The following is a 26,131-nucleotide window of genomic DNA, read 5'->3' as shown; positions in this document are numbered from 1 at the left end:
AAATAAAGTTCATGCTAGAATTTTTTTATAAAAGTCATTAATCAGAGCTCTTAAATTTGATCTCTTTTGCAAGGAAGTAATCTTGGTTTGTATCTCACGTTCAGATAAGTCAATTGAATCACCATCCCCTGTGTAAGTTATACCATCACCTGATTTATCAATTTCAAAATATCCATACTTATGATACTTCTCTATTTCTAAAATTAATTTAATTACCCTTTTAGCATATCTAGTAAATTTAATATCAGAGGGTGACTTTTTTTGTTCAATGCAAAGATCTATCATCGCGATTTTAATTAGAAATGATCCTAATTTCCCGCAATTTTTTCTATTATTAATCCTGTTAAATTCAATTTGTCTTAATTCCTTCAATACCTTTAATCTACGTTTAGGCTCTTTCTTTGAGAGATCAGATTTAAAAGCAATTAGAGTTTTCTCATCCAGCTTTATAGTGTTAGTGCCGAGTGATTGTTTTGGAACTGCCTTCCACGCTATATATTCGAAACTCTTTTGATTTAATATAGAGCCGTCTTCGTAGCTAGTTTCATCCCTGTAAAAATGCTTTACAAAAAAGGATGTTCGAGTTTCAGCTAGAAAGTCTAAAAAGCATCCCCAAAAATCTGCTTCAACAATTATTCTTAAACCTTCTTTATGTATATTTGAGAGACGACCATGAGTTAGCACCATACCATCAAAGTTCTCGTGGATTAGATGAGAGTTACTTTCGAAGTTGAGTAAGCACGCTTTAACTTGTGAATTAATGTTAGCTGCATCAACATAGAAGTTTAAATTATTTTGATAATACTGATTATTTGATAGCCAGAGACTAAAAGCAGGAGCCCCACAGTAGGAGGCAATATCTTCTAAAGATTTCATATTTTTGATTTATTTTTATTCTTATTCTTATTCTTGATAATATAATATCTTAAGAAAAATATTATTAAAGCTTTTTAAACAACCAGCCAAAAGATGACAGACCTGATGACAGGCAGAGCTACAAAGCCCAATAATTTAGCCGCAAACCCTTTAATAATAATACATTTAGCTTTATAATCTACATACAAATTCAGAATATTGAATAGCATCCAAAAACATGTACAAAGCTCTTTAAAATAGGGCTTTGTTATTTTATTGTTCAATAAATTTTTAGCTTGTACGCAGACAAAACCATTAAGGTAACTTCTATTAGCTATACTTTCTTATAAATTAATCAAATGGTATTGGTTTATGAATAAATTTGTTTTGGTCATGGTCTTAGCTATGTTCATTTATTCATGTACTTCAACCAATAATCTCATCATAGAAAGTGATCAATTTTCTTCACCAGAACTTTATCAACATGAAATAATATCAAAAGTTAAGGAAAGAGATTATGTTCAAGTTATGACTAAAGATGATCGATCTCTTCAGTTCTTTGTCTCACAGGTTACTAAAGATAAAATTATTGGTTTAGAGCATGAAGTTGAAATTAACAACATCCATATATTAGTAATTGGTGACGAAGAATTAGACGGAGCTGATAAACATAAGTTTTGGGAAGAAGTGTTAGCAAGATCAACTCCCTTGATAGTTGTTTTACTTATGATGTTGCTATTTTCTTGATTAAATTCACTCACTTTAAAAACTATGCATACACATGGCTTTTTCGTATTTATCGCTAAATAGGTTTTTCAATAAAATTACATAGTATTATTTCATGTTGCTTGCTATAACATGCAGTACTACTGTCCTAAGGATACTATTTATAATGATCTCATTATCAGCCCAACAGTGTCGTGTTATTGGTGTAATGTTAGAAAAAGAACTCACCACGCCCGAACAATATCCCCTTTCATTAAATGCTCTCACCAGCGGTTGTAACCAAAAAAGTAATCGCGAACCGGTAATGTCACTCTCTGAAAGTGATGTACAAAATGAAGTTGATCAACTGGTTCAAATGAACCTAGTGATGGTCGATCAAATGGCTTCAAGTCGAGTGAGTAAATATCGGCATCGGTTTTGTAATACCCAATTTAGTGACTTGCAATTTAACCCACAGCAAAAAGCTATTATCTGTGTATTGTTACTTAGAGGTTCACAAACACCTGGCGAATTAAGAACCCGCACCAACCGTTTAGCTAACTTTAGTGATGTCAATGAGGTAGAAAGCACGTTATTCCAATTGCAAAACTTGAATGATGTCGAGTTAGTTAAAAAACTTGCACGTGAACCCGGAAAACGTGATTCACGTTATTTACACTTATTTGCTGATATTGAAGACAATGTCATGATTGACACCAATACATTCAGCCAAACAGAGCAACCGGTACGAGAAAGCCAATCAGAATTAGTAGAGCGAGTAGAGATGTTGGAACTGAAGGTTGCATCATTAATTGATGACGTAGCCCTATTAACCGAATTACTTGAAGATAGATAAATTCTCAAAAATAGATTTTCTATTCAGAAATAAACTTTATGTAACCTCTTTTGGGTACTTAGTAATAGTTCAGATAAAAACTCACAGTTGTGAGTTTTTATCTAATAAGCTGTTACCTAGTTACTCCTTTAAAAAGAACATTTATTTTAAACCTGAAACTATTTCTTATTCTACTGTTTCGAGTAACAACTAGAAAAAAGAAACTAATTAGTAATCCAAAATTTAATGCACCACCCGAAGAACTTGATTTACTGTCTTCAACGTCTGCAGACATAGAGCCATCTAGTGGAAAGGCGTCATCTGCATCGGCAACACCATCGTTATCATCATCTGTATCGCTATTATTGCCTTGGCCATCTTTATCGGTATCTATCGATTCAGTTGCATCTAATGGGAAAGCGTCATCTGCATCGGCAACACCGTCATTGTCATCATCAGTATCGCTATTATTACCTTGGCCATCTTTATCGGTATCTATCGATTCAGTTGCATCCAATGGGAAAGCGTCATCTGCATCGGCAACACCGTCATTGTCGTCATCTGAATCGCTGTTATTACCGGTACCATCGCTATCTGTATCAACTGACTCATGTTCATCTAACGGAAAAGTATCTTCGTCATCAGCTACACCGTCGTTATCATCATCAATATCATCAGAGTCACTTATACCATCAAGATCATTATCTGGTGAAGGCTGCGTTAACGCTTGTATTTCTACGCCATCAAGAGTGCCTTCTAAGAACAGTAATTTATTAGTAGAGGTAATAGGCTCGATATTGCCACTTAACGTGAGAAACTCATAAGTTACAAAATCTTGAGTTTTAAACAAGGCTGTGGTTCTTGTTGGTGAACCTGAATGTATACCAGTAGTGCCAATGTAGCCATCTTCGAAAGTGGTAATATTTCTTGCTGTTCCATTTTGATAAACACCTGATAGTTTATCTTCATTAAATAAACTAGTTGGTTTGTTTTTTTCCAGCCAAGTATTACCATTATTTGAACTAACCATTAAGGCGCCACTGGTACTATGAATGATAATATCATTAGGAAGAAATATTAAATCAAAGGTAAACCCAACATCTTCATATAGACCAATTACTGACCAAAACCAGTCCTGGCCATTATCAGAATACCCGTAAAGCTCACTTTCATTTTGGCCATCAATGCGTCGTAATCCGGTGGTATATAAACGGTTATTATGAGTAAATATGCCATGGGAAAGAAACAAGACACTACCGGTTACTCCATCGGTTGGCATAATATTTAAAGAAGTCCACTCATCTGTTAGTGGATCTCTTATTTTATAAGGGTCACTTGGATTAGTGGTTTCTAATACTGCGGTTCCATCATTTAAAAAAGCAACATTTGGAGACTGCATGTCTATCCATTGATTTTCAGTCCAGGTTATAAGATCTTTAGATTGATATGTAGTGTTAACCATCGGAGTATTATGATCGTTGCTAATTGCTATATATTGTTTATCTCTTGGATCCCACTGAACTTTAGCTATGTGTGGCAGGGTAACTGGTGATGACCAAGTTTCAAAGTTCGTAGAGAAACTAATATCAGTCCACGCTTGCTCATTACCTTCAATTTCAGCGTCGAAATTATTTTGTGAGATATAGATACCATTCACCATATAGAGCAATTCGGTTTTTGGCATATCCGCCAATCGCTTTAAGCCATCATCATGATTAAAACGATATAAAGGCAACAACTCAGTTCCTTTAGTGTAGTAATTTGTATTATCAAAAATTAACGTATCATCGCCAATTGCAAATGTTTGCCAATAGCTTAAATCAGCTATGGCGTACTGCTTCTTCCAGTATGCTGTATAAGTATCACTGGCCAATAATTGATGCGATACCACATTACCGTGATAATGCTCACTGCGCCTTTCTTCACTAACAACACCTATACTGGTATATACCACTGAAACTTCTTCTTCTGGCGCAAAAGAGAATTCTATTTCCCCTTCATCTGTATCAGCAAAATCACGAGCAACATCAATATAACAATGCCAGTCATAACCAGGCATTGGATAATGAGTACTCATCTCGATAACACCATCGGAATAAGTTTCAGGTATGGTATCAAGCTTAGTGGTTATGTTTTCAACTTGATAGCTGCCATTAATATTAACCGTGAGGGGAGTATCCCAAGCAGATGGCACAGCAATACATGAGGCAAGCGTCCAATTATCGGATGACTCGGCCTCTATTTGACGTGTTATAGAAACTCGGTTTTGATCATCCCAAAAGATTGAACGTTTATCATTACCATATCGACAACCACTTAATGTGGCTATAACCGCTATCAAAAAAAGAAGCTTTTTCAATGGAGTATCCTTATTTTTATTATTATTTTTGTTTTAACTGATTCATTATCACTCAGTATTTACACTTTATAAACAAAATAATTCTTGTTATATAAATACAAAAGCATAATTTGAAGGGAAAACACTGAAGCTTTAAATGGCAATCTTCTACATATTCTAAAATATGTTCATTAAAAAACAGAAAATCAAAGAGTTTCATGCTTAGAAACAAGTACCAGATAGGTAAATCAATTTGGCAAAGGGTTATTCTTGAACTTCACCCTGAAAGGCTCTCAACCGTTTTAAAGTAAAATAAGCGGTACTGTAAGTGAAAAAGATATATAAGGTTACGAAAAAATAAACTGCAGGTGCATTTTGATATTCGGGATTGTAAGAAAAAGTGAGTAAACCTATAAGTGCAAATAGCGCACTAAAAAGCGGGGAATTTAGTAAATACTTCATATCATGACTACTCCATTGTCCATACTCAGTAAATTAACCATAGCTTAATAAATAGATTAATAAAACAGCTATTATCGCTTTATGAGCTAAAGGATAATATTAACAAAACCTATTTTGCCCCCAGTAATTGGATAATCCAACTACTGGGAGTCACTTCATAAACAGGTTTTTGTTGTTTTGTGTTTGTTACATCAAAGGCACACTTAAAGTTGTAGTTGATTAAGCAAACTCAATACTTTCATTACCATAGCTATACTGTTTTGGCATAGGCAAAGCTGCTACACCTGAATCTACAGCAGCTTGCGCTACTGCTTTAGCAACATTGTTACACAACCTTGGATCCATAGGGCGCGGAATAATATAGTTGCGACTAAAGCTTAACGACTTTTCACCACTGGCTTTAAGTACACTTTCTGGCACAGGTTCTTTCGCTAGTGAGCGTATTGCATGTACTGCGGCCAGTTTCATTTCATTGTTTATTTTTCGTGCTCTTACGTCTAATGCGCCTCTAAAAATAAAAGGGAAACATAGTACGTTATTTACTTGGTTAGGATAATCTGATCGACCAGTTGCCATGATCAAATCATTGCGTGTTGCATGAGCAAGCTCAGGTTTAATCTCAGGATCAGGGTTTGAGCAGGCAAACACAATTGGTTTATCTGCCATTTTTAATAATTGCTGCTCAGACAGCAAATTAGGCCCCGACACACCAACAAACACATCCGCTCCTTCAATGGCGTCATCTAAGGTGCGTTTATCAGTATTGTTGGCAAATAAGGTTTTGTATTCGTTTAAGTCGGAACGGCGAGTATGCACGACACCTTTGGTATCAAGCATATATATTTTTTCACGCTGCGCTCCACATTGAATAAGCAACTCCATGCAAGCAATTGCTGCGGCTCCAGCTCCTAAACAAACAATAACTGCATCTTCAATAGCCTTATCCTGTATGTCTAACGCATTAAGCATAGCTGCTGCGGTAACTATTGCAGTGCCATGCTGATCGTCATGAAATACCGGAATTTTACAACGCTCTTGTAATGCCTTTTCAATAACAAAACAATCTGGCGCTTTGATGTCTTCAAGGTTAATACCACCAAACGTGTCGGCTATACTTGCCACCGTATTAATAAATTCTTCTGGGGTGTTGTGTGCAACTTCAATATCGAAAGAATCAATATTGGCAAAGCGTTTAAACAATAGCGCCTTGCCTTCCATTACAGGCTTTGAAGCCATTGGACCCAAATTTCCTAAACCTAAAACAGCACTGCCATTAGAGATAACTGCAACAGTATTCCCCTTAGCAGTGTATTTATAAACATTTTCCACATTGTCGGCAATTTCCCTGCATGGCTCGGCAACGCCGGGGCTATAGGCTAACGATAAATCTTCGCTAGTTTCAGCTGACTTGGTTATTTCGATGGCTATTTTGCCTGGTTTTGGCTGGGCGTGATAATCCAGCGCGCGTTGTTTTAAATCGCTCATAGGTGACCTTTAAATGAATAGAGATGTTTGTTGTCTGATAAGTCAGTAATCAACCCGTAGAAAGGGCTAAAAGTAAAACCAGCTGCATGTCCAGTACAGCTGGTTTTGGTGAGCTACCTGCTAAGCAATAACAAGTGGCTCTTGGGAACTAGAAGTAATAGTTTTGATACTTAAAAAGGGCTGAACTAGAATCGCCATACAGCTAAGAATTGTGCAGCATTATCATCTGTACCATCTTCACCTAGCTTGTTTTGCCAGTATTGGTATTCAATACCAACAAATAATTGGCCAGCTTTATTACCTAACACTTCACCTAAATCTAAGCGAAGTTGTGGTTGAAATAAAAACCATGATTCAAGCTCGGTAGTGCCAAAATTATTTGTTTGCTGACGACCATCGATATATTCTAAATGACCTTCAATACTCCAGCTTGTTGAACCAATTTTAAAAGGGTAAGCCCAGGCAAAATCAACCATAAAACTCGAGTCTTCATCTATAACGGTAAACACTGGTGAAGATGCACTACCACCGCCTTGGTGTATATAACTTGTTACATCAATTTGAGCAAAAGCGAAGCCTGGTAAATCTAATGAAAATCTAACGCCTGGCAATACCCACATACTATCAACTTCAGGTGCAAAGTTAGCTCCGGCAACAATACCAATGTCTTTAACTGGGCCGAAAGATAAATCATTGCCTGTAATGGCACCTAAGCTGAAATTAGAATACCACTCACCATAAAATTCGCTGCTGTCTTCAACAGGAAAAAATGCATCATCGTTCACACTGTATCGAGAATGATCAACGAAGAAAAAGTTATCACCATACTCCCAGCCACCAGCATGTTGGAAAGTTATAATGGTTGTATCAGCTGTGCCGCCAGTACCAACTCGCTCTAACTCGCCAAAAGCTTGTAGTTGTACTTCTGTATTGCCCCAAATTTCTGCCGAAGCTGTGGCACTTATTAATGCAGTTGAAGCAATAACTGTAGTTGCTACAGCATTTAGCATTTTATTCGTTTTCATATTCTACCCTTACTTATATTCAGTTTTATTAAATTTGTTTGCTTTTTATAATTATTTGCATTTGTATTAGACCAACGATTTATTCAAAGAAACCACTGCAAAGATAAATGTGAACATTAAATTTTGGTTAATTTTTAGTTAAATCTCAAATTAAAATCACAAATCCTGACACAATTGTCAACTATTATTTATTTCATAAAATGTTTATGAGATGAAAGTACAATATTTCTGACACCCCTCAAACTTGACAGAAGTGTCAGGTTTTGCTATCAAATAGTAAAGCAATCCTCATTTCATTAAATAAAGGCATAAACTAATATGAATTTTCAATCTTTTAATCCTCCAAGAAGGATCTTAATGGGCCCTGGTCCATCAGACATCAGCCCAGAAGTATTAGCGGCATTATCAAGACCAGTAATTGGACATTTAGATCCACTATTTGTCGGTATGATGGATGAAATGAAAGCGTTACTTCAATATGCTTTTCAAACTAAAAACGAATTTACTATCGCACTTTCAGCGCCAGGCTCTGCAGGTATGGAAGCTTGTTTTGTAAACTTGGTTGAGGCTGGTGATAAGGTAATAGTGTGTCGTAATGGCGTGTTTGGCGACCGTATGATCCAAAATGTGATACGTAGTGGTGGTGAAGCAATTATAGTTGATTCACCATGGGGCCGAGCAGTTGAAGTAGACAAAGTAGAGCAAGCTTTAATTGCTAACCCTGATGCTAAATGTTTAGCATTTGTACATGCTGAAACCTCAACAGGCGCAGTATCTGACGCAAAAGCCTTATGTGCCTTAGCGCAACAACATGACTGTTTATCTATTGTTGATGCCGTTACATCCCTTGGTGGCATTGAACTTAAGGTAGATGACTGGGGTATTGACGCTATTTATTCTGGTTCACAAAAATGTTTATCTTGTGTGCCTGGACTATCTCCTCTTTCGTTTAGTGAAAAAGCGGTAAATGTTATTAAAAATCGCAAATCGTTAGTTCAAAGTTGGTTCTTAGATCAGTCTTTAGTAATGAGTTATTGGTCGGGTGCCGGCAAACGTAGCTACCATCATACCGCCCCAGTTAATTCACTATATGGTTTACACGAATCATTAGTACAACTACAAAATGAAGGCCTTGAGAACCGTATAGCACGCCACAAAGCGCAGTATGAAATGTTAGCCAAAGGCTTAGCTAAATTAGGTATTGAGTTTATCGTTCCAGAAGAAGAACGCTTACCACAGTTGAATGCTATTTACATTCCAGAAGGCGTTGATGATGCGAAAGTTCGCAACTATTTACTTGAACATTACAACCTAGAAATTGGTGCTGGTTTAGGTGACTTGGCAGGTAAAGCATGGCGAATTGGGCTTATGGGTTACGCTGCTAGAAGTGAAAACGTAGCTTTGTGTTTAGCCGCTCTTGAAGATGCATTAAACCAATAAACCCAAATTATTTGAAAAATTACTGATAATAACTTCCACAATGTGGAATTGATAAAGAGATTAATATGGAACATAACATTGAGGTAATGATCTCAGAACAAGTTATTAAGGATAGAGTTGTACAATTAGGACAACAAATAAGCGACCACTATAAAGCTAGTGATAATTTAGTAATGGTTGGTTTATTACGTGGTTCATTTGTTTTTATGGCTGACTTAGCAAGAGCTATCAAAGTTAACCATAGTGTTGATTTTATGACCGCCTCTAGCTACGGCAATAACATGGAAAGCTCTCGTGATGTTCATATCCTAAAAGACCTGGATGACAATATTGAAGGCAAAGATGTATTGCTGGTTGAAGATATCATTGATACTGGCAATACGTTAAGTAAAGTGTTGCAAATTTTGAGCTTACGAGAGCCAAACTCTATTCAAATATGCACCTTATTGGACAAGCCTACACGTAGGGAAAAAACAGTAGATGTTAAGTGGGTAGGCTTTGAAATACCCGATGAGTTTGTCGTAGGTGTTGGCATTGATTACGCACAAAAATACCGTCACTTGCCCTATATTGGTAAAGTAGTTCCTATAGAAACTTAGTGTCTTGTTTATCCTAATTAAGCTTTTATGTTTGAAACATAAAAAAGCTTAATTTAATAAAAATATTAAATGCTCGCGCATTAATCAAAAGCCTAAACTGAATTTCAGTTTAGGCTTTTTTCTAATAGTGCCAACCAGTGACGAAAAGCTGCGAATGCCAGGGCAATCTTCAGAAACAATTAACCACTCATCTCATCATGTATTTGAATGAGATCTCCTCCAGTTTAAAGTTGTATATATCCGGCTGCTTCGTGCCACTTATAGTCACTCACAAAATCAGAAAAAACGCTGTAACAAAACTGGAAATAGAGAAAAAACACCGTCTTGCTGTTGGGCGGGATCTCATCCTGCGTATTGTGCATCGATAAAATAGCTTTTTTAGCTTTAATTGAATCCTTCAATTGGTCCGTTCAGTGCCATTAGCAAACACCCAGTGATCGAAAACTATGTGAGGGTTTTTGGCTTAAGATTAAAAAGATGAAAGGGTAAACTTAATGACTAAAGTAAAGAAAAAGGTTAATTATTATGAGTGGGTGCCTGCAATTATTTATGATGTATTTATAGAAACTTACCAAATTAAGTTTTTGAATTTTATATTTAAATGTATATTATCAAACGAACGTATCCAGAAAATTGAATAGATAATTACACTGTTTAACAACACTGAATACCTAGAAAATTTAAATGGCCGCTAACAGCGGCCATTTTTCTGTTTTTACTTGTGAATTATTAGCCGCTCACCAGTGACTTCATCAATCGCGTAAATAGCGTCAAGATCATTATCGACAATAAAGAACTGCTGTAAGTCGCTTAAGTAAACACCATTTTCAAAATCAAATGGCGTGGCACCACTTCCTTCATATTTGCCAGAGAGTTCAGTAAACTCTCCTGTTAGCTGATCCAATTTATATATGCCAGAGTTAGAGTTACTGTTGATGGCAATAAGTTCATCGTTTGCCCAAATATAGTTTTGAATATTGTTAGATAACAAGTTTGGCATAACCTTATCTTTAGATAACCAACTTACAGCACCATCGCTCGTCGCAATTTTTAATAGGTTATCATCTACTTCGGCAATGATTGTCGTACCATCTGGCGTGAGGGTTAATGAATCAATACTGTCATATTCAAACTCTGTATCATTGTGATCTAAATTAGTGCTGAAGTCAGTAACCTCGCCACTATCAAGGTTAACTCTCTTCCAAATAATTTCTGTAATCCATTCTGATCCATTATAGTTACTATTTTTGGTTAGCGTATAAGCTAAATTACTGTCAAAATCGATAGCTAACTGAGACTCAATATCCTCAAAAAGAGCAATATTAGTAATAGCCAATGTATCGAACTCGAAAAAATAAACACCTGCATCGCTATACATCTTGTTCATATAAAACCCTGACTCAGTTGGGTTTATAGGCGCATACGCTTCAAGTTGAAAATATGGCTGCCCATCGGTAGCATTATTAATTGATAGATCAAAAGGCGATTCTAACTGGCTATTATCGGCAGCATCAATCGGGAATCGATACATAACAGAGGTGTCATCACTGGTATAATAAAGTGACTTTTCATCATTTGATAGGCCAATGCTTCTTGGTCGGCTTGGTAAACCAATATTGATATTTTCATTACCTGTAGAGACATATTCTCCGCTATCTAAGTTATAGGTAATAAGCATCTTACCATCGTCATCCCAAATATGAACATTTCGACCAGAGACATATGCCGCCTCAACTTCCTGAAAAGGTGAGATTACGCTGTTGAAGTCGACAAAACTCTCGATGGTTAATTGAGTTAGGTTAAACGTGATAACCCCTTCATCTAAAATCAAAGTCAGTTTATTGAGCCCTTCGTCATAGATAAATTCTTCAAAAAACCTTAATGAAAGGTCTAAATCATCAATCTCGGCCTGATAATCAGTTTCCTGCCATAGCACACTCATCTGATCGGTCGTTTGATTAATTTTATATAGTGTTGGAGTGTCCACATCTCCCCAAAGCAAGTCACCATTGTGATACTTAAGCTTATAACCTCTATCTACTACTATACCAAAATCAGCTTTGGCATTATAAAGCATTGATTTAACCCCTGTAGTCAGGTCAATTTCGAATATCGAACCATCCGAATGCCAATCAGGAATAAGCAGTTTGTTATTATCTCCATTAAACGCAATGGATTCATAGGCTTCATAAACGAGATCTTGAAATAGCACTGTTGTTGTTAAACTTGATAAGTCTAATGCGACTATCGTTAGCCCATAACTCTGGCCATCGGCATCTAAAGAGCCTGCGATAACTAATCGGTTGTTAGCTTCATCAACAATGGCCTGTTCAGGTTCAAAATCAAAATCGGCTGTCGCCTGAAATATAATCGTTCGTTCATCCGTTAATAAATTTTGTTTAACGATTTGCTTGCTACTGTCATTAACAAGGTAAACCATATCACCAGAAACAGTAAGGCTTTCATTTTCTAAAATGAACGGTTTAGTATGTTTGATTGTTCTAGAAAAGTTGTTGTACTCAACCACTTGTGTGGCTTGTATTGTCGAGTCAGGGGTGATCACTAGCGTGTCGAACTCTTCGATAGCTAAGCTTACCGTCCAGCTGAGAAAATTATCTGAACTAGTGACAGACTGCCCATTAACAGTCAAACTGGATAACTCTGATGAGCTCACACCTCTAATTACCGTCGATCTCGCATCTGTCAATGCTTTAGCGGGTGGGTAAACTAATGAGACCTGAATAATATCTTTAGGTAAAATTGAAATAGCAAACTCTTTAGTCAAAGAATTATAACCATCACTCACTTGAACTTGAGCAGTTAAATTAACAGGATCTTCAATAACATCAGGCGCTGTGAGTTGCACCAAACTGCTGCTACTTGAAATACCATATCCTTTAGGAGAGCCTATTATCGACCATGAAATGTCTAAATTTTCGCTATCACTGTCAATGATCGTAACAGGAAAGCTTAACGCCTCACCTAGCTGAAAGGTATAAGTGTCAGAATCATAGGTGATTGTTGGCTCTAAATTTGGTGTGATCGTCACTTGAGCTTCTCGAACAATGTCAATATTACCATCTGACACAGTGACCTGAACGGTCACAACTACGCTCTGCTCTAGTGGCTTAGCAACAATAAGTTGAACTTCTTGATCACTGATCTTTTCGAGTGTAATTTGAAACGGTGCATCAATTACCTCCCATAAGATTTGAAGCTCATCACCATCCTCATCAGAAACTACTGCAGCTAGCGAAATTATTTCACCTTCCTGATACTCAAGCTTTTCGGTTAACAATTGAATTTCAGGTGGTAAATTCTCAGGGTCTGAGCTATCTGAGGGGCAGCCGGTTAGCAGGAAGGATGTGAATAAAAATAAAGCGATACGTTGCAATGAGATCATGTTTGACCCTCTTATTATCATTAACGATTTAGCAACGACTTTATCACAAGCAAATCAATATTCAATAAAAGAATAATTCATTCGCAAACAACACTAGCAGACACATATCTTAAGCATCAATTAATTTCTGCACTAAGTACGCCTTCTTTAAAAACGTTTGAGCGGCTGTTGTTCGATCTTAAAAAAACATCAAAATTTTCAGGTGGTTACGTAAACTTATAAGCTTAGTGTTAATTTTAAAAGTTACTTAAAATATCGCTCCATGCACCACTAACTGTTATTAGGATGCACCCACCAAGAAACCAGCAAACAATAGATAAAGTCAGTTTCTTAAATGCCACATTTCTGTGTTGAACACCTTCATTTGTGAACAAAGAATTTAGGGCAAATAAGAAAGGTAATGTGCGAACGGCTATTGGTGAAGAGCAACTATTTAAAGATTTGCTGAATGACGATATTGAACCTACAAGGAAGTATATAAAGCCCACCAAAAATGGGAGCAATATTATAAATTTTCCGATGTTATATAAAGTCTCAGTCATATTATTCAGGGGCTGGTTATCGCTCTAAGCCGTCGTTAGGCTTTCGATTTAACTTACGTTATTTTATCAACTGACGCAAACGTGCCATTTACAATTGATTCTTAATATCAAACTAAAAAAACAATAGACCGCTTAGGCTTAAATGCCTTGTGTTCCTTCATATATTAGCTCGTAGCTTCACCCATGCTGAAATAAAAAACCACCAGATTAAGTAAATAATCTAGTGGTTTTAATGTTGGCCAGATTAGGTAATTAACTTACCCATAAGCAAGGCTCTTTTACAAAAGTTTAATGCGTCAATTAAGTTAAGAAAATAAACTTAGCAACGAACAGAGCTGTAAGCGCCCAAACACCACCAGATATTTCCTTTGACTTACCCGCACCTACTTTTAAAACTGTGTAAGTGATGAAGCCGAAAGCAATACCATTGGCGATAGAGAAAGTGAACGCCATCATAATAGTTGTACATACCGCAGGTGCGTACTCAGTTAAATCTTCCCAGTCTAAACTTTTTAATGAACTCATCATCAACATTGCTACGTAGATAAGAGCACCGTCAACAGCAAAGCCAGGTAGCATTTGCGCAAGTGGTAAGAAGAACATACCTGCAGCAAATAGTAAGCCGATTGTAACTGCTGTTAAGCCCGTACGACCACCAACAGAAACACCGGCAGCAGATTCAACGTAAGAGGTAACAGGAGGACAACCAAAACCAGTACCAATAACTGAAGAAATTGAGTCAGCTTTTAACGATTTGCTTAAACCGTGAATTTTACCATTTTTATCTTGCAGGTTTGCGCGTTCAGCAACACCCATTAAAGTACCTGCAGTATCAAAAATATTAACAAATAAGAAAGTAACAATTACTGGGATCAAAGCTACTTGAAAAGCGCCAGCAATATCTGCTTTCCAGAAGATTGGTTCAAGAGCAGAAAATTCAGGAACAGCTAGTAGACCGTTGTAACTAACAAAACCAGAAGCAGGTGCCCAAGCTTTAGCTTCTTCAGCAATTACGAAGAAATCAGCAGGTAAAACCCAAGTCATGACAAAAGCAACTAAAGTTGTTACACCTATCCCAATAAGAACTGCACCAAACACCTTACGGTAACTAAGTACAGCAATCAGTAAGAAACTTAAAAAACCAAGAGCAGGTGCTTCAGGACCAAATTTACCGAAACCAAAATGAGTCAGGTCTGCAATAGCAACTACGTTATCAGGGTCAGGAACTACGATTCCTGTGAAACGTAAGCCAATAAAACCAAGAAAGAGACCAACACCTGCAGTCATAGCAAGTCGTAAGCTCATGGGGATACTATCTAACATCCATTCCCGCAATCGGGTGACACTCATTAATACAAAGATGACACCTGATAGGAATACTGCACCTAGTGCAATTTGCCAGCTATACCCCATTGCGCCAACAACGGAAAAGGTAAAGAAAGCATTTAATCCCATGCCAGGAGCAAGACCTACAGGCCAATTAGCGTAAAGACCCATTAAGATGGTTGCGATAGCAGCACCAAGACAAGTCGCCAAGAATAACCCGTCAAAAGGCATCCCCGTTTTAGACATGATAATAGGGTTTAAAAACATAATGTAAGACATGGTCACAAAGGTAGTAAGTCCTGCCATCACCTCAGTTTTTACATTAGTATTATGTTCAGATAGCTTGAAAAGACGTTCTAACAGACCGACCTCTTTCTTCGCTGGGTTTTCGTAAGTTTCGTTAACCTGTTCCATAACTACAGTTTCTCTCGTTGATTGATAAATAAGGTCGTTTATTTTTATGATTGTAAAGTGTGACCTGATTATTTGCCGAACTACCAATTGCACCGGTAATAACAGCTGTTGCTAGTTGTAAGAAAGAGGCTGTGTTTAACCCTGTTTCTGTGTAGCTAATTAAATAAAGCATAAAAATAACTCAATGTTAACAAATTAAGGTTTTTTATGATTTCACATGGTGAAAACGATATGCGCAACAGTAGATATAGTAGGCCAATCACCAAAGAGCAATGATTAATGACACACATAAAATTTCACATACTAAAATACTTTTGCTATTAAAATATTAAACTAATATAAATCGCTGCAAGGCCCAGAACAGCAGGACCTATTTAGATTTTGAAATGTATCGTCCAATACTTTTGGGTAAAATAAAAGTGCCGTTTTTTGTGATGTTTTAAGCACATTTGTTATGCTAATTTATCAGTGAAAAATCGGGGGGAATAGTCCACAAATTTTACTTGCCAGCTTTTTCATAGAACTATGTGGCTAGTTATTAACCGTTATTTTTATTATAATTAATACATCAATTAAGTATCAACTTATTTGATGCTCTTCATAATTTCTTTGTTTTTAAATCTGAAAAATCTGTCAACGACTCAGGTGTCTGGTTTATATTGAAATACATCACCTCTGGTTATATTTCGTTCCACACTTACGTTTGGGATCAGTCATTTAACAAGAGTTTTTCTAGTGGCATTTACTATTTAAATAATGCGACTAGCAATATTTTTAAAATTGGGTAGCTATGCTTTCTTTATCACACTTTAATCGACATACCATTAAGGGCGATATTTTTGGTGCACTGACATCAACAATAGTCGCATTACCGTTTGCCTTGGCATTTGGGGTTACATCTGGTGCTGGTGCCAGTGCAGGTATTTATTGTGCCATTATTACTGGTTTGTTTGCCTCACTATTTGGTGGCACTAATCAGCAAATATCTGGGCCAAATACAGGGTTGACTGTAGCAATGGTAGCAATATTAACTAGCTTCGTTGCTCAGTCACCTGAAAACGGCATTGCCTTAGCATTTACAGTGGTTAGTTTGGCTGGCCTATTCCAAATGCTCTTTGGCTTTTTTAAGTTAGGTAAATATTTTACCCTAGTTCCTTACCCTGTTATATCTGGCTTTACTTCGGGTATTGGGGTGTTGATCATCCTCTCACAAATTGAACCTTTATTTGGCCACACTTTGCCTGAACTGCAAGTGTCATTCACTACATTAACCAGCACTAACACGCTACTTGGTTTTGCATGTTTATTGATGCTTTTTTTATGGCCGCAAAAATATAGCCGGGTGGTACCCGCTAGTATCATCGCAGTGATTGGCGCAACTATATTTTATATTTTCGCCGGCGTTAATATACCCGTTGTTGATGCCATTGCCAGTGAGCTTCCTTCATTTAATATGCCGGTATGGGAAAGTGACTTAGCCGGAGAACTGATTAAATCTGCGTTATTAATTGCTACATTAAGTACATTAGACTCATTAATGACCTCACTAACAGTTGATAGTATCAGTAATGAATTGCATGACTCAGATCAAGAACTTGTAGGCCAAGGCATTGGTAATATTATCGCTGGTTTTTTCGGTGCATTGCCAGGTGGTGGTGCAACCATGCGTACCGTAACTAACTTAAGAGCTGGTGGTACAACACCTTTGTCAGGCATGTTTCATGCGCTTTTCATCTTGGCTATAGTGCTATGGGCCGGAGAGTACACTACCTATATTCCGGTGGCAGTACTAGCTGCTATATTAATTCATGTTGGTATTAGTATCATTGATTGGAACTTCCTTAAACGCAGCCATCAAGTACCATTATTTAGTGTTGGTTTAATGATATCAACCATGATTATGTCGGTGGCTTTTGATCTAGTAACCGCGGTATTGATAGGAACTTTCATCGCCAACTTAGTGACAATTCGCCGTTTATCAGAAATTCAATTAGACAATATTAATCTATTCACGGCTAAAGATGCTGAGCATCTGTCGGCCGCTGAAAAACAGTTATTAGAATCGATGGATGATAGTGTAATTTTGCTCAATATTTCAGGTCCAATTGGTTTTGGTGTTGCAAGAGGATTGAAGCAGAGTGTTTCACAGTCGGATCAAAATAAAGCTTTATTGATAGATTTAACTGATGCTCGCTTTGTTGGTATTACAAGTACCATTGCCATAGAAGAGATTATTGTTAGTTATCAAAATCAGGGACGCGAAATATTGTTATCGAGTGTCTGTGATAGAGTACGTGATGATTTTGAAAAATTAAAATTGATCGACAAAATCTCAGCAGAACATATTTTTGATTCAAGGTTAGATGCACTTAATTACTTAAAGCAAAAGCTTGCAAAATAACCCGTTTTTAACTTACTTGGCACCAACGATAATTAATTTTCGTTGAGTGGCAAGTAAGTTCATATTTGTGATTCGTTAGATACCCTTTTAGAATTTATTTTCACTAAGCCAATAATTATCCAGCTAGCTAAAACAAAAGGAGCGGTTAATGCTGGTATAGGTAACTGCTCGAACGCTCTAGTGATCACAACCGATAATGCCATGCCAAGGAATATCAACCATTGCTTTTTAGCGTATCGTTCTGCTAAGGCGATTGCTACCAGGCTAGCGTTAAATCCATAGAGCCCGATAAACACCACATCTTCTGAAAAGTTAAAAGCACGAGCAATAATCATTCCCCCTACAGAACCAATGATGGCCCAAAATGCGCTTTTGTGTGAATGAGCGAGTATACCAACAACAAAAACGACTCCAGATAGCCAATTATTTTGCAACATCACTTGCCCAACTCCACGCATAACAACGTAAAAATCACCGCTAATTTGTTCTGCAAATGGATTAGCTACGGTATCGATTGCAACAGTATCAATAAAAATAAATAGCAACCATGTAGACACAATAAATGGCGTAGTAAAGGCAGGAAGACCTGATAGTCGATGCAACATAAAGTGCATAACTACAGTGCAAAATGCACTTATAAAGAGGATTAATACGAATGAAAACCCATTGGCAGGTAAAATGAAAAAGACAGCTATGCCAACAAGTGCAGAGTTAAAGCCATAAAGACCACTTTGAGTCGAGTTCAAGTCATATTTAAAAAGCTTAGCGATCATTAAGCTCGACAATATTGCAATACTTGCCCCAAGAAGCATTATTGGAGAGTTTAGACCAATGCCAACAATGAATAAAAAGCCAGTGACAGAGTTTCCTTGCAGCATAATTTGAGAAAAGCTGCGCAGGAAACTGTTGATAAAATGATTAACAGGAAGTCTCATTTAGTCTTACTGTGATCATAAATTGGCACTCAACTTAAGCTTAGTAAATAGTTAACTATTTACTTGCTAGATATTTTAAAGTTTCCACTACTTGCATAGGTGTTGTAGCCCATGCGTGAGCCGCTGCATCGACCTCTTTAAGCGGATGAACTATGTCTTCACGATGAAGTGTGATGTAAGGCTTACTAAGAGCTGCACAATAGCCTGCATCAAATGCCGCATTCCATTGCTTGTACTTGTCACCAAAGCGAATGATGGCAATATCACATCGTTCAATTAATGTTTTCGTTCTGATAGCATTAACTTTTGCTGATTTATGATCTCGCCAAAATGATTGTTGTTCAGCACCAAGAATATCGCCGGCACTATCACTTGTGTCATGATCTGTATTGGCTGAACAAAACACAATATTTAAGTCATAGCTTTGACAGCCTTTAATAATTTGCTCTCGCCAATCAGTATGAATTTCACCTGAGAGATATACATTTAATTCCATAATTGCGTCCTGTATTGCTGTTTTTATAGATTGAAAATGACAACGACAAACACAGCACTAATCAAGATTAGTATTGCGACTGTACGTTAAATTTGATTAGTTTTTGTTACAATTAACTTGCAAGGAGATGGCTAAAAGCATCAACCCCGGCTTGAGCGCAACCTAAATCCTGCTCTGGAGATCCTGAGCTCACCCCTATACCTCCAACAACTTTGCCGTTAGACAGAATTGGCAAGCCACCACCGACGATACACATACGCCCACCTAAGGCCGTATGAATACCAAATAAATTATTTTCATGCCCCGGAATACAGGCCTGATTAAATTCATGTGTGCCCTTGCGTGCAGATGCAGCTGTAAAAGCCTTATCCTGAGAAATGGTGATACTGTGAATTTTTCCGCCATCCATGCGTTCAAAAGCAATTAAGCTACCTGATTCATCGACCACAGATATACACATAGGTACACCCAGGTCACTTGCTTTTTGTACCGCTCCGTCAATAATTAATTTTGCTTCCGATTGATTTAATCTATCTATTGTTAACATAATTTACACTCTTTAGTTTTTAAAACTTGCGGATCAAACAAGACTAAACATAATGACGGTTAATTTAAGGAGAGACGTCTGATTATTTACTTGTATGATCTTAAATAACGAGCACGTTATTTAATTTGAAACTTGATTTTCTACATAACCAAGTTCAGCTGATAGTGACCTTCCAGCTGCAACTAGGTCATTAATCCATTCTTCTTTGCGTCGCTCAATTGGAGCAGAAACAGATAATCCTGCAACGACTTCGCCGTATCGGTCATACAAAAGTACACCAATACAGCCCACCCCTATTTCAGCTTCCTCATTGTCATAAGCAAAGCCTTGTTCAACACATTTCATACATTCATGCTCTAAGGTGTCTATTGTTGAAAACGTTTTGCGCGTATAACCAGGTAAATTAGTACGTTGAGCATAGCCGTGAATGCCATCTTTACCTTCCATACCCAACATCATTTTACCCACTCCGGTTACATGTAAAGGAGCTCGACTACCAATAATTTGTTGAACGTGCATCATTCGATTGGGGATCGCTTTTTCTACGTAAATAACCACGTCACCCTCACGAGTAGTGAGATTAATGGTTTCACCAAATTTATCACGTAGCTTTTCCATATAAGGTTTAGCTACTTTACGAAAATCGATATTAATATATTGCGAATTACTTAATCGTATTAAGCGACCACTTAACTGATATTTTCCTGTGTCATCTCTATCGACAAAGCGGTTATCAATTAACGAATGCAAAATACGAAATGCTGTAGAAGGCGCCAAATTGGTGTCCGCACTAAGCGCTTTTAGCGTTACCGGCATTGAATAGCGTGATATAGCATCAAGTAACATTGCTGCTCTGTCGATCACTTGAATTCTAGATTCTGGTTTGGCTTTTTTCATATTTTTTGCTACTCGTTGAGACTGCGCTTAGTTCGAATATAAATCTAAAAGCACAAAAAAACCATATGATGGAAGATGTTTATTAATTTCACATTGTGAAATTTTATATTGTGAATCGTTAAAAACCAAATAAACCTCTTTTAATCCAATGACTTCCTTAATATCCATGCAATATCACCTGACATTAATTTCACAATGTGGAATCCACTTCGTTTGAGTAACACTGCAACATTTCATAAGGTGAAATTGATTTTGAAATTTAAAACAAATTAATAGTAAGCATATCGTCAAGGAAAACTACTGACCATGATAAGCCAGTACCTTGATCAATATTGAGAGGATAATATGAGCAGTTCAACCAAATCGACTATGTACATACCAACTTATGATGATGTGCTAGTAGCCCATGAACGCATCCAACCCTATATTCATGAGACACCAGTGTTAACTTCTCGTTTTTTAAATGAATTAACAGGGGCAGAATTATTTTTTAAATGTGAAAACTTGCAAAAAGCTGCAGCATTTAAAGTACGAGGCGCTTGTAATGCCGTGTTTGGATTAACCGATGAAGAAGCGAAAATTGGCGTAGCTACTCATTCTTCAGGTAATCACGCCTTATCGTTGTCGTATGCGGCAGGACAGCGTGGTATTCCAGTAACAGTGGTGATGCCACGAACGGCTCCACAAGCGAAAAAAGATGCCGTAATTGGTTATGGCGGTAGCATTGTTGAATGTGAACCTTCTACGAGTTCAAGAGAAGCCGTTTTTGCCGATGTAGTAGCTGAATCAGGGGCAGATTTTGTACACCCTTATAATGATCCACGTGTTATTGCAGGCCAAGCTACCTGTTCAAAAGAACTGGTTAAGCAAGTACCAAATTTAGATACCGTAGTAGCACCTATTGGTGGCGGTGGCATGATATCTGGTACATGTTTAACGCTATCGACCATTGCACCAAATATAAATATATATGCTGCTGAGCCTGTTAATGCCGATGATGCAGCTCGCTCATTTAAGGCAGGGCATATTATTGCCGATGATGCACCAAACACAATTGCTGATGGGCTAAAAGTACCATTAAAAGATCTTACTTGGCATTTTGTTAAAAACCATGTGACCGATATTTTAACTGCCACAGAGGAAGAGATCGTGGCGGCGATGAAACTTATTTGGTTGCGCATGAAGTTAGTAATAGAGCCAAGCAGTGCAGTCACTTTGGCAATCATATTAAAAAACCCTGAGGTATTTAAAGGTAAACGTATCGGGGTAATTATTACTGGAGGTAATGTTGATTTAGACAAACTTCCATGGATGAACAAATAAAACGAATACTAAAACTTAAATTTAAAATTTGGAGAATAAAATGGCTAGAGGAAGTAATTTAGAAGTGGGTTTTGACGTGCCTGCAGTACCAGGTATGGATGAAGCCGATATTCAAACCCCATGTTTAGTGGTAGATCTCGACGCTCTAGAGCGCAATATAAAGACCATGGGACAATACGCTAAAGACATGGGCGTTCGTCATCGTGTACATGGAAAAATGCACAAATCTGTTGATATAGCGTTGTTACAAGAACAGTTGGGTGACAGTTGCGGTGTATGTTGTCAAAAGGTTTCAGAAGCTGAAGTATTTGCACGTGGTGGTATTAAAGATGTTTTAGTGTCTAACCAAGTGCGTGATCCAGCAAAAATTGATCGCTTAGCGCGTATGCCTAAATTAGGCGCTCGTACACTTTGTTGTGTTGATGACATAGATAACGTTGCTGAATTAGCAGCCGCAGTTAAAAAGCACGGTACTGAAATTGAGTGTTTAGTTGAAATTGACTGTGGTGCTGGTCGTTGTGGTGTTAGCGAAGGTCAACCGGTTGTAGACATTGCTAAAGCAATTGCGGCAACTCCAGGTTTAAAATTTGCGGGTATTCAAGCTTACCAAGGTGCAATGCAGCACATGGAAAACTACCAAGAGCGTAAAGAAAAAATAGATATTGCTATTGGTATGGTTGCTCGCACAATCGACATGCTAAAAACTGAAGGTCTTGAGTGTGACATCGTTGGTGGTGGTGGTACAGGTTCATACTACTTTGAAGGTAATTCTGGTGTTTTCAATGAATTGCAATGTGGCTCTTATGCATTTATGGATGCTGATTACCAACGTATTCATGATGAGAACGGCGAGAGAATTTCAGAATTTGAAAATTCTTTATTCATTTTAACGTCGGTAATGAGCCATTCAAAGGCTGATAAAGCTATATGTGATGCGGGCCTAAAAGCGCAATCTGTAGATAGTGGATTACCATACATTTTCGGCCGTGATGATGTTGAATACGTTAAATGTTCTGATGAACATGGTGTAATTTCTGATCCATCTGGTGCACTAAAAGTTAATGAAAAATTAAAATTAGTGCCAGGGCATTGCGATCCTACATGTAACGTACATGATTACTATGTTGGTGTTCGTAACGGTAAAGTTGAAAAGCTATGGCCAGTATCGGCTCGTGGTAAAGCTTACTAATCACTATTCTTCCTCCCCTTAGTATTCACTGAGGGGCTTATCTCCACCTTAGGAACAAAATATGAGTGTTAACAATATAAACAAAGGCGTTACCGTAGTATCTGAAGAAGTATGCCAACAAATAATGGGACGAAGTGAATCCTTTACTGCCGTCGAAAATGTATTTGCTGCGATGGCAAAAAATACTGCCTATAACTTCCCTGTGATCCGTGAAGCCATTGGCCATGAAGATGCCCTTTATGGGTTTAAATCGGGCTTTGATCGTGACGGCATGGTATTAGGCTTAAAATCAGGTGGCTATTGGCCAGGTAATGTTAAAAAAGACCTAACCAATCACCAATCAACGGTTATTTTATTTGATCCCGATACCGGAAAATTAAAATCTCTTGTTGGTGGTAACTATTTAACTGCGGTGAGAACTGCAGCCTCTTCTGCGGTATCTATTGCCCATTTAGCCCGAAAAGATGCAAAAGTATTGGGTATGGTCGGCGCAGGCCATCAATCAACATTCCAATTAAGAGCGGCTGTTGAGCAACGTAACTTTGAAAAGATAGTTGCTTGGAACATCGACCCCGACAAACTTGATAACTTAGCTGATATTTGTGCTGAATTATCATTACCTTTTGAGTCAGTAACTCGAGAAGAATTAGGTGCTCAAGCAGATGTAATTATTACCATCACTTCAGCCTTTGAACCATTACTAAACGTTGACTGGATAAAACCTGGTACTCACATTGCGTGTATGGGTACAGACACTAAGGGTAAACAAGAAGTAGATGCGAACTTATTGAAAAAAGCAACTGTTTTCACTGATGAGCTAGCGCAATCAATTACCATTGGTGAAGCACAACACGCTGTTATTCAAGGGTTAATAAAAGAAGCTGACATTACTCCTATTGGTGAGGTGATCAATGGCACAAAACCAGGACGTAGCTCTGCAGATGAAATTACGCTATTTGACGGAACTGGCGTTGGTTTACAAGATTTAGCTGTTGCATCTGCTGCAGCAGATTTAGCAGAAGCTAAAGGCCAAGCAAGCTATATCAATTTTTAGTCAAGAACTAGTTAAGGGAAGGTATTAACGATAAGCTTTCTCTTAACGAACCCACCTAATATAACATCTTCTACAAAATCCACATTCTGAACTTATTTAGAATCTACTATGGGACTGATTTGTGCCAAAAGCGGAAGTAGAGAAAGTACAACGTCATCCTCGAGGAGCTCAAGCGACATCGGGGACCTCCTCCAGTAACAGTGTGCTTACAAGAGGTTGATATTATTAATTTTTCGAATCACAGCTTGCGTCAGAAGGTCCCGTGTCTCGCTTTGGCTCGCACAGGATGACGGTGTGTATTTTCTTAAATTGGGTAGGACTGCAATTCGCTCATCGGAGCCGTTCATTTTCAATAACTTACGCCAAATATCGCAACCGTGCAAACTGTTGCCTTACCCTATTTAGAAGTAGAGCTAACTATTTCTTCATATTCATCGTACTTAATTTCTGTATCAATGATACTGTCCTTGTTTGAATCGTATTCAGCACTCACTAGCTTTCCGAGTTTGAAATATTGAATTTTAACAACACTTTTGGTGGCAGGGTTTAGGAACTTTGCTTTAGATAAAACTCCGTCTTTAAACTCAATCCGATACTCATTAAACCCGTCCTCATCTATATCTGTTTCCTGTAGTGAAACATTGCCTTTAACGAATGATAGTTTGGTTTCAAAAGAACCATTAAAATCTTCATCCGTGACAGTCTTTTTAACCCAACCCTTACTATTGAAATTATGAATAGTATCAATCTTGCCATCTAAATTACGGTCAATTTCGGTCTTTACTAAACGATAGTTCCTATATGTCCATCTTTCATCAAGAGTACCATCATTGTTGAAATCTATGCCGTCATAACTAACAGGCGTGTTGTAGTAGAGACCTACCGATATAGCACCAACAATAAAACCTAAAAACAACTTACCCAAACCATTAGAGGTTTTTGCTAACACAGGCACTTCTGTATCTGATTCAGGTTGCTTTCTATCCCATTCGATTACAATTTCTTTTGCTTTAGATACATCTTCATCATTAACCATTACCCGCACAATACCAACAGCTTGTAATTCTCCTACGCCACCTTGAAGGTGCTCACCGTGAATTTGTGCTTCAATATTCGATTGTTCAAGTAAATTACTAATCATGTGAGCTTCAACAGCACTCGAAGCTTCGTAGATGCAAATCATAAAATATTGTCCCTAATTTTTATTGTCAGCTGCTCGTTGAATAGTGAATAAGAAAGGTTTTCAACGGACTATAAATCGCTTTTATCGTCTATTACTGTTCAATATCAGTAATTGAAAAGTGATGACTAGCTATTTCAAACTTCTCCCTCAGGTAGAACCTATGCGCTGGAAATCTTTGAACTCCTGAGTCTAAATGTAATTGTTTACAACCGTTCTCTAAGGAATAAGCTTTAAGCCAATTAATTAGCAATGAGCCCGCACCAGTCGAGCGGTATTTTTCATCCGTTACCAAATCATCAACATAAATGTGCTTACCCCACGCAATTTTTTCACTTATGACAAACCCAGCTACACATAGGATATTTTCTCCTGAGGTAACGTAAGCTATCTGATAGCCCATTTTTTGTTGTTTCTTAATTTGCTCTATTAATGATGATATTGTGAATTGAGGTCTCAATTGTAAAAGAACCTTTGCAATTAAAGGTAATTCTGTTTCAGATTTTAATAGTTGTACGTCCATTGTATCTTCTCTAATTATTAAGACTAAGGTCTGGTGAACGATCTAAAAATAGCTTGTGATTACGAAAAACTTGTGTTTAAACAATAACATCATGTATTGTTGATGTACAAATTATTAAGTTTTTCACGAGCCATATTGTGCTATAACCAAACAGTTT

The 26,131-nt window shown here is 37.5% G+C and carries 20 protein-coding genes; 8 read left to right on the top strand and 12 right to left on the bottom strand.

The features are described 5' to 3' along the window. Nucleotides 1-9 precede the first annotated feature (9 nt). Entirely contained in the window at nt 10-876 is an 867-nt protein-coding gene (locus tag RGQ13_RS01665; protein ID WP_348391830.1) for a hypothetical protein, read from the bottom strand. 351 nt (nt 877-1,227) lie between these two features. On the opposite strand from RGQ13_RS01665, the gene RGQ13_RS01660 reads away from it, so the two are divergent. Beyond that, complete coding sequence (locus RGQ13_RS01660; protein ID WP_348391829.1) at nt 1,228-1,602, top strand: hypothetical protein; 375 nt, start codon at nt 1,228-1,230, stop codon at nt 1,600-1,602. Nucleotides 1,603-1,747: 145 nt separating this feature from the next. Further along, the gene (locus RGQ13_RS01655) at nt 1,748-2,416 is read left to right on the top strand and encodes a YceH family protein (RefSeq protein ID WP_348391828.1); all 669 of its coding nucleotides are present in this window, start codon (nt 1,748-1,750) and stop codon (nt 2,414-2,416) included. Nucleotides 2,417-2,528: 112 nt separating this feature from the next. Here the strand turns inward: RGQ13_RS01655 and RGQ13_RS01650 are convergent, their stop codons facing one another. From RGQ13_RS01650 to RGQ13_RS01640, 3 genes are all read right to left on the bottom strand, one after another. Continuing rightward, nucleotides 2,529-4,754: a hypothetical protein gene (locus RGQ13_RS01650; RefSeq protein ID WP_348391827.1), complete on the bottom strand. Its 2,226-nt coding sequence runs from the start codon at nt 4,752-4,754 to the stop codon at nt 2,529-2,531. Between the two features lie 660 nt (nt 4,755-5,414). Then, nucleotides 5,415-6,680: a malic enzyme-like NAD(P)-binding protein gene (locus RGQ13_RS01645; RefSeq protein ID WP_348391826.1), complete on the bottom strand. Its 1,266-nt coding sequence runs from the start codon at nt 6,678-6,680 to the stop codon at nt 5,415-5,417. 185 nt (nt 6,681-6,865) lie between these two features. Beyond that, nucleotides 6,866-7,705, bottom strand: coding sequence for an outer membrane protein OmpK (locus tag RGQ13_RS01640; RefSeq protein WP_348391825.1), 840 nt, complete (start codon nt 7,703-7,705; stop codon nt 6,866-6,868). Between the two features lie 318 nt (nt 7,706-8,023). On the opposite strand from RGQ13_RS01640, the gene RGQ13_RS01635 reads away from it, so the two are divergent. Beyond that, nucleotides 8,024-9,145: a pyridoxal-phosphate-dependent aminotransferase family protein gene (locus tag RGQ13_RS01635; RefSeq protein ID WP_348391824.1), complete on the top strand. Its 1,122-nt coding sequence runs from the start codon at nt 8,024-8,026 to the stop codon at nt 9,143-9,145. A gap of 65 nt (nt 9,146-9,210) precedes the next feature. Continuing rightward, a complete protein-coding gene (hpt, locus tag RGQ13_RS01630; RefSeq protein WP_348391823.1) occupies nt 9,211-9,744 on the top strand; it encodes a hypoxanthine phosphoribosyltransferase in 534 nt (177 codons plus the stop codon). A 715-nt stretch (nt 9,745-10,459) separates the two neighbouring features. Here hpt and RGQ13_RS01625 read toward each other — a convergent pair. Then, a complete protein-coding gene (locus RGQ13_RS01625) occupies nt 10,460-13,147 on the bottom strand; it encodes a hypothetical protein (protein WP_348391822.1) in 2,688 nt (895 codons plus the stop codon). Nucleotides 13,148-13,989: 842 nt separating this feature from the next. Beyond that, nucleotides 13,990-15,429 carry an NCS2 family permease gene (locus RGQ13_RS01620; RefSeq protein ID WP_348391821.1) on the bottom strand — a complete coding sequence of 480 codons (1,440 nt, stop codon included), beginning with the start codon at nt 15,427-15,429 and terminating at the stop codon, nt 13,990-13,992. Between the two features lie 790 nt (nt 15,430-16,219). Between RGQ13_RS01620 and RGQ13_RS01615 the strand changes: the two genes are divergently transcribed. Continuing rightward, nucleotides 16,220-17,830 carry a SulP family inorganic anion transporter gene (locus tag RGQ13_RS01615; RefSeq protein WP_348391820.1) on the top strand — a complete coding sequence of 537 codons (1,611 nt, stop codon included), beginning with the start codon at nt 16,220-16,222 and terminating at the stop codon, nt 17,828-17,830. A gap of 59 nt (nt 17,831-17,889) precedes the next feature. Here the strand turns inward: RGQ13_RS01615 and RGQ13_RS01610 are convergent, their stop codons facing one another. The 4 genes from RGQ13_RS01610 to RGQ13_RS01595 form a co-directional block, all read right to left on the bottom strand. Beyond that, nucleotides 17,890-18,765, bottom strand: a complete 876-nt coding sequence (locus RGQ13_RS01610; RefSeq protein WP_348391819.1) for an urea transporter — start codon at nt 18,763-18,765, stop codon at nt 17,890-17,892. Between the two features lie 55 nt (nt 18,766-18,820). Next, nucleotides 18,821-19,261, bottom strand: a complete 441-nt coding sequence (locus RGQ13_RS01605) for a YtoQ family protein (protein ID WP_348391818.1) — start codon at nt 19,259-19,261, stop codon at nt 18,821-18,823. Nucleotides 19,262-19,373: 112 nt separating this feature from the next. Beyond that, complete coding sequence (locus RGQ13_RS01600; protein ID WP_348391817.1) at nt 19,374-19,808, bottom strand: GlcG/HbpS family heme-binding protein; 435 nt, start codon at nt 19,806-19,808, stop codon at nt 19,374-19,376. A 120-nt stretch (nt 19,809-19,928) separates the two neighbouring features. After that, on the bottom strand, nt 19,929-20,705 hold the full coding sequence (locus RGQ13_RS01595) for an IclR family transcriptional regulator (protein WP_348391816.1): 777 nt from the start codon (nt 20,703-20,705) through the stop codon (nt 19,929-19,931). A 345-nt stretch (nt 20,706-21,050) separates the two neighbouring features. Here RGQ13_RS01595 and bhcB point away from each other — a divergent pair, with 345 nt between their 5' ends. The 3 genes from bhcB to bhcD all read left to right on the top strand — a co-directional run bounded on the left by bhcB (nt 21,051) and on the right by bhcD (nt 24,271). Then, entirely contained in the window at nt 21,051-22,028 is a 978-nt protein-coding gene (bhcB, locus tag RGQ13_RS01590; protein WP_348391815.1) for a beta-hydroxyaspartate dehydratase BhcB, read from the top strand. A 40-nt stretch (nt 22,029-22,068) separates the two neighbouring features. Then, nucleotides 22,069-23,217 (top strand): 3-hydroxy-D-aspartate aldolase BhcC, encoded by a 1,149-nt coding sequence (gene bhcC / locus RGQ13_RS01585; RefSeq protein WP_348391814.1) that lies wholly within the window; start codon nt 22,069-22,071, stop codon nt 23,215-23,217. Between the two features lie 61 nt (nt 23,218-23,278). Beyond that, entirely contained in the window at nt 23,279-24,271 is a 993-nt protein-coding gene (gene bhcD, locus RGQ13_RS01580) for an iminosuccinate reductase BhcD (protein WP_348391813.1), read from the top strand. A 397-nt stretch (nt 24,272-24,668) separates the two neighbouring features. Here the strand turns inward: bhcD and RGQ13_RS01575 are convergent, their stop codons facing one another. Together RGQ13_RS01575 and RGQ13_RS01570 are read right to left on the bottom strand one after the other, a co-directional pair. Next, a complete protein-coding gene (locus RGQ13_RS01575; RefSeq protein ID WP_348391812.1) occupies nt 24,669-25,454 on the bottom strand; it encodes a putative signal transducing protein in 786 nt (261 codons plus the stop codon). A gap of 91 nt (nt 25,455-25,545) precedes the next feature. Next, nucleotides 25,546-25,974 (bottom strand): GNAT family N-acetyltransferase, encoded by a 429-nt coding sequence (locus RGQ13_RS01570; RefSeq protein WP_348391811.1) that lies wholly within the window; start codon nt 25,972-25,974, stop codon nt 25,546-25,548. Between the last annotated feature and the right edge of the window lie 157 nt (nt 25,975-26,131).

Source organism: Thalassotalea psychrophila (assembly GCF_031583595.1).
Lineage (GTDB): Bacteria > Pseudomonadota > Gammaproteobacteria > Enterobacterales > Alteromonadaceae > Thalassotalea_A > Thalassotalea_A psychrophila.
The sequence above is the reverse complement of the archived record's forward strand: the minus strand, read 5'-3'. Positions and strand labels throughout refer to the sequence as shown.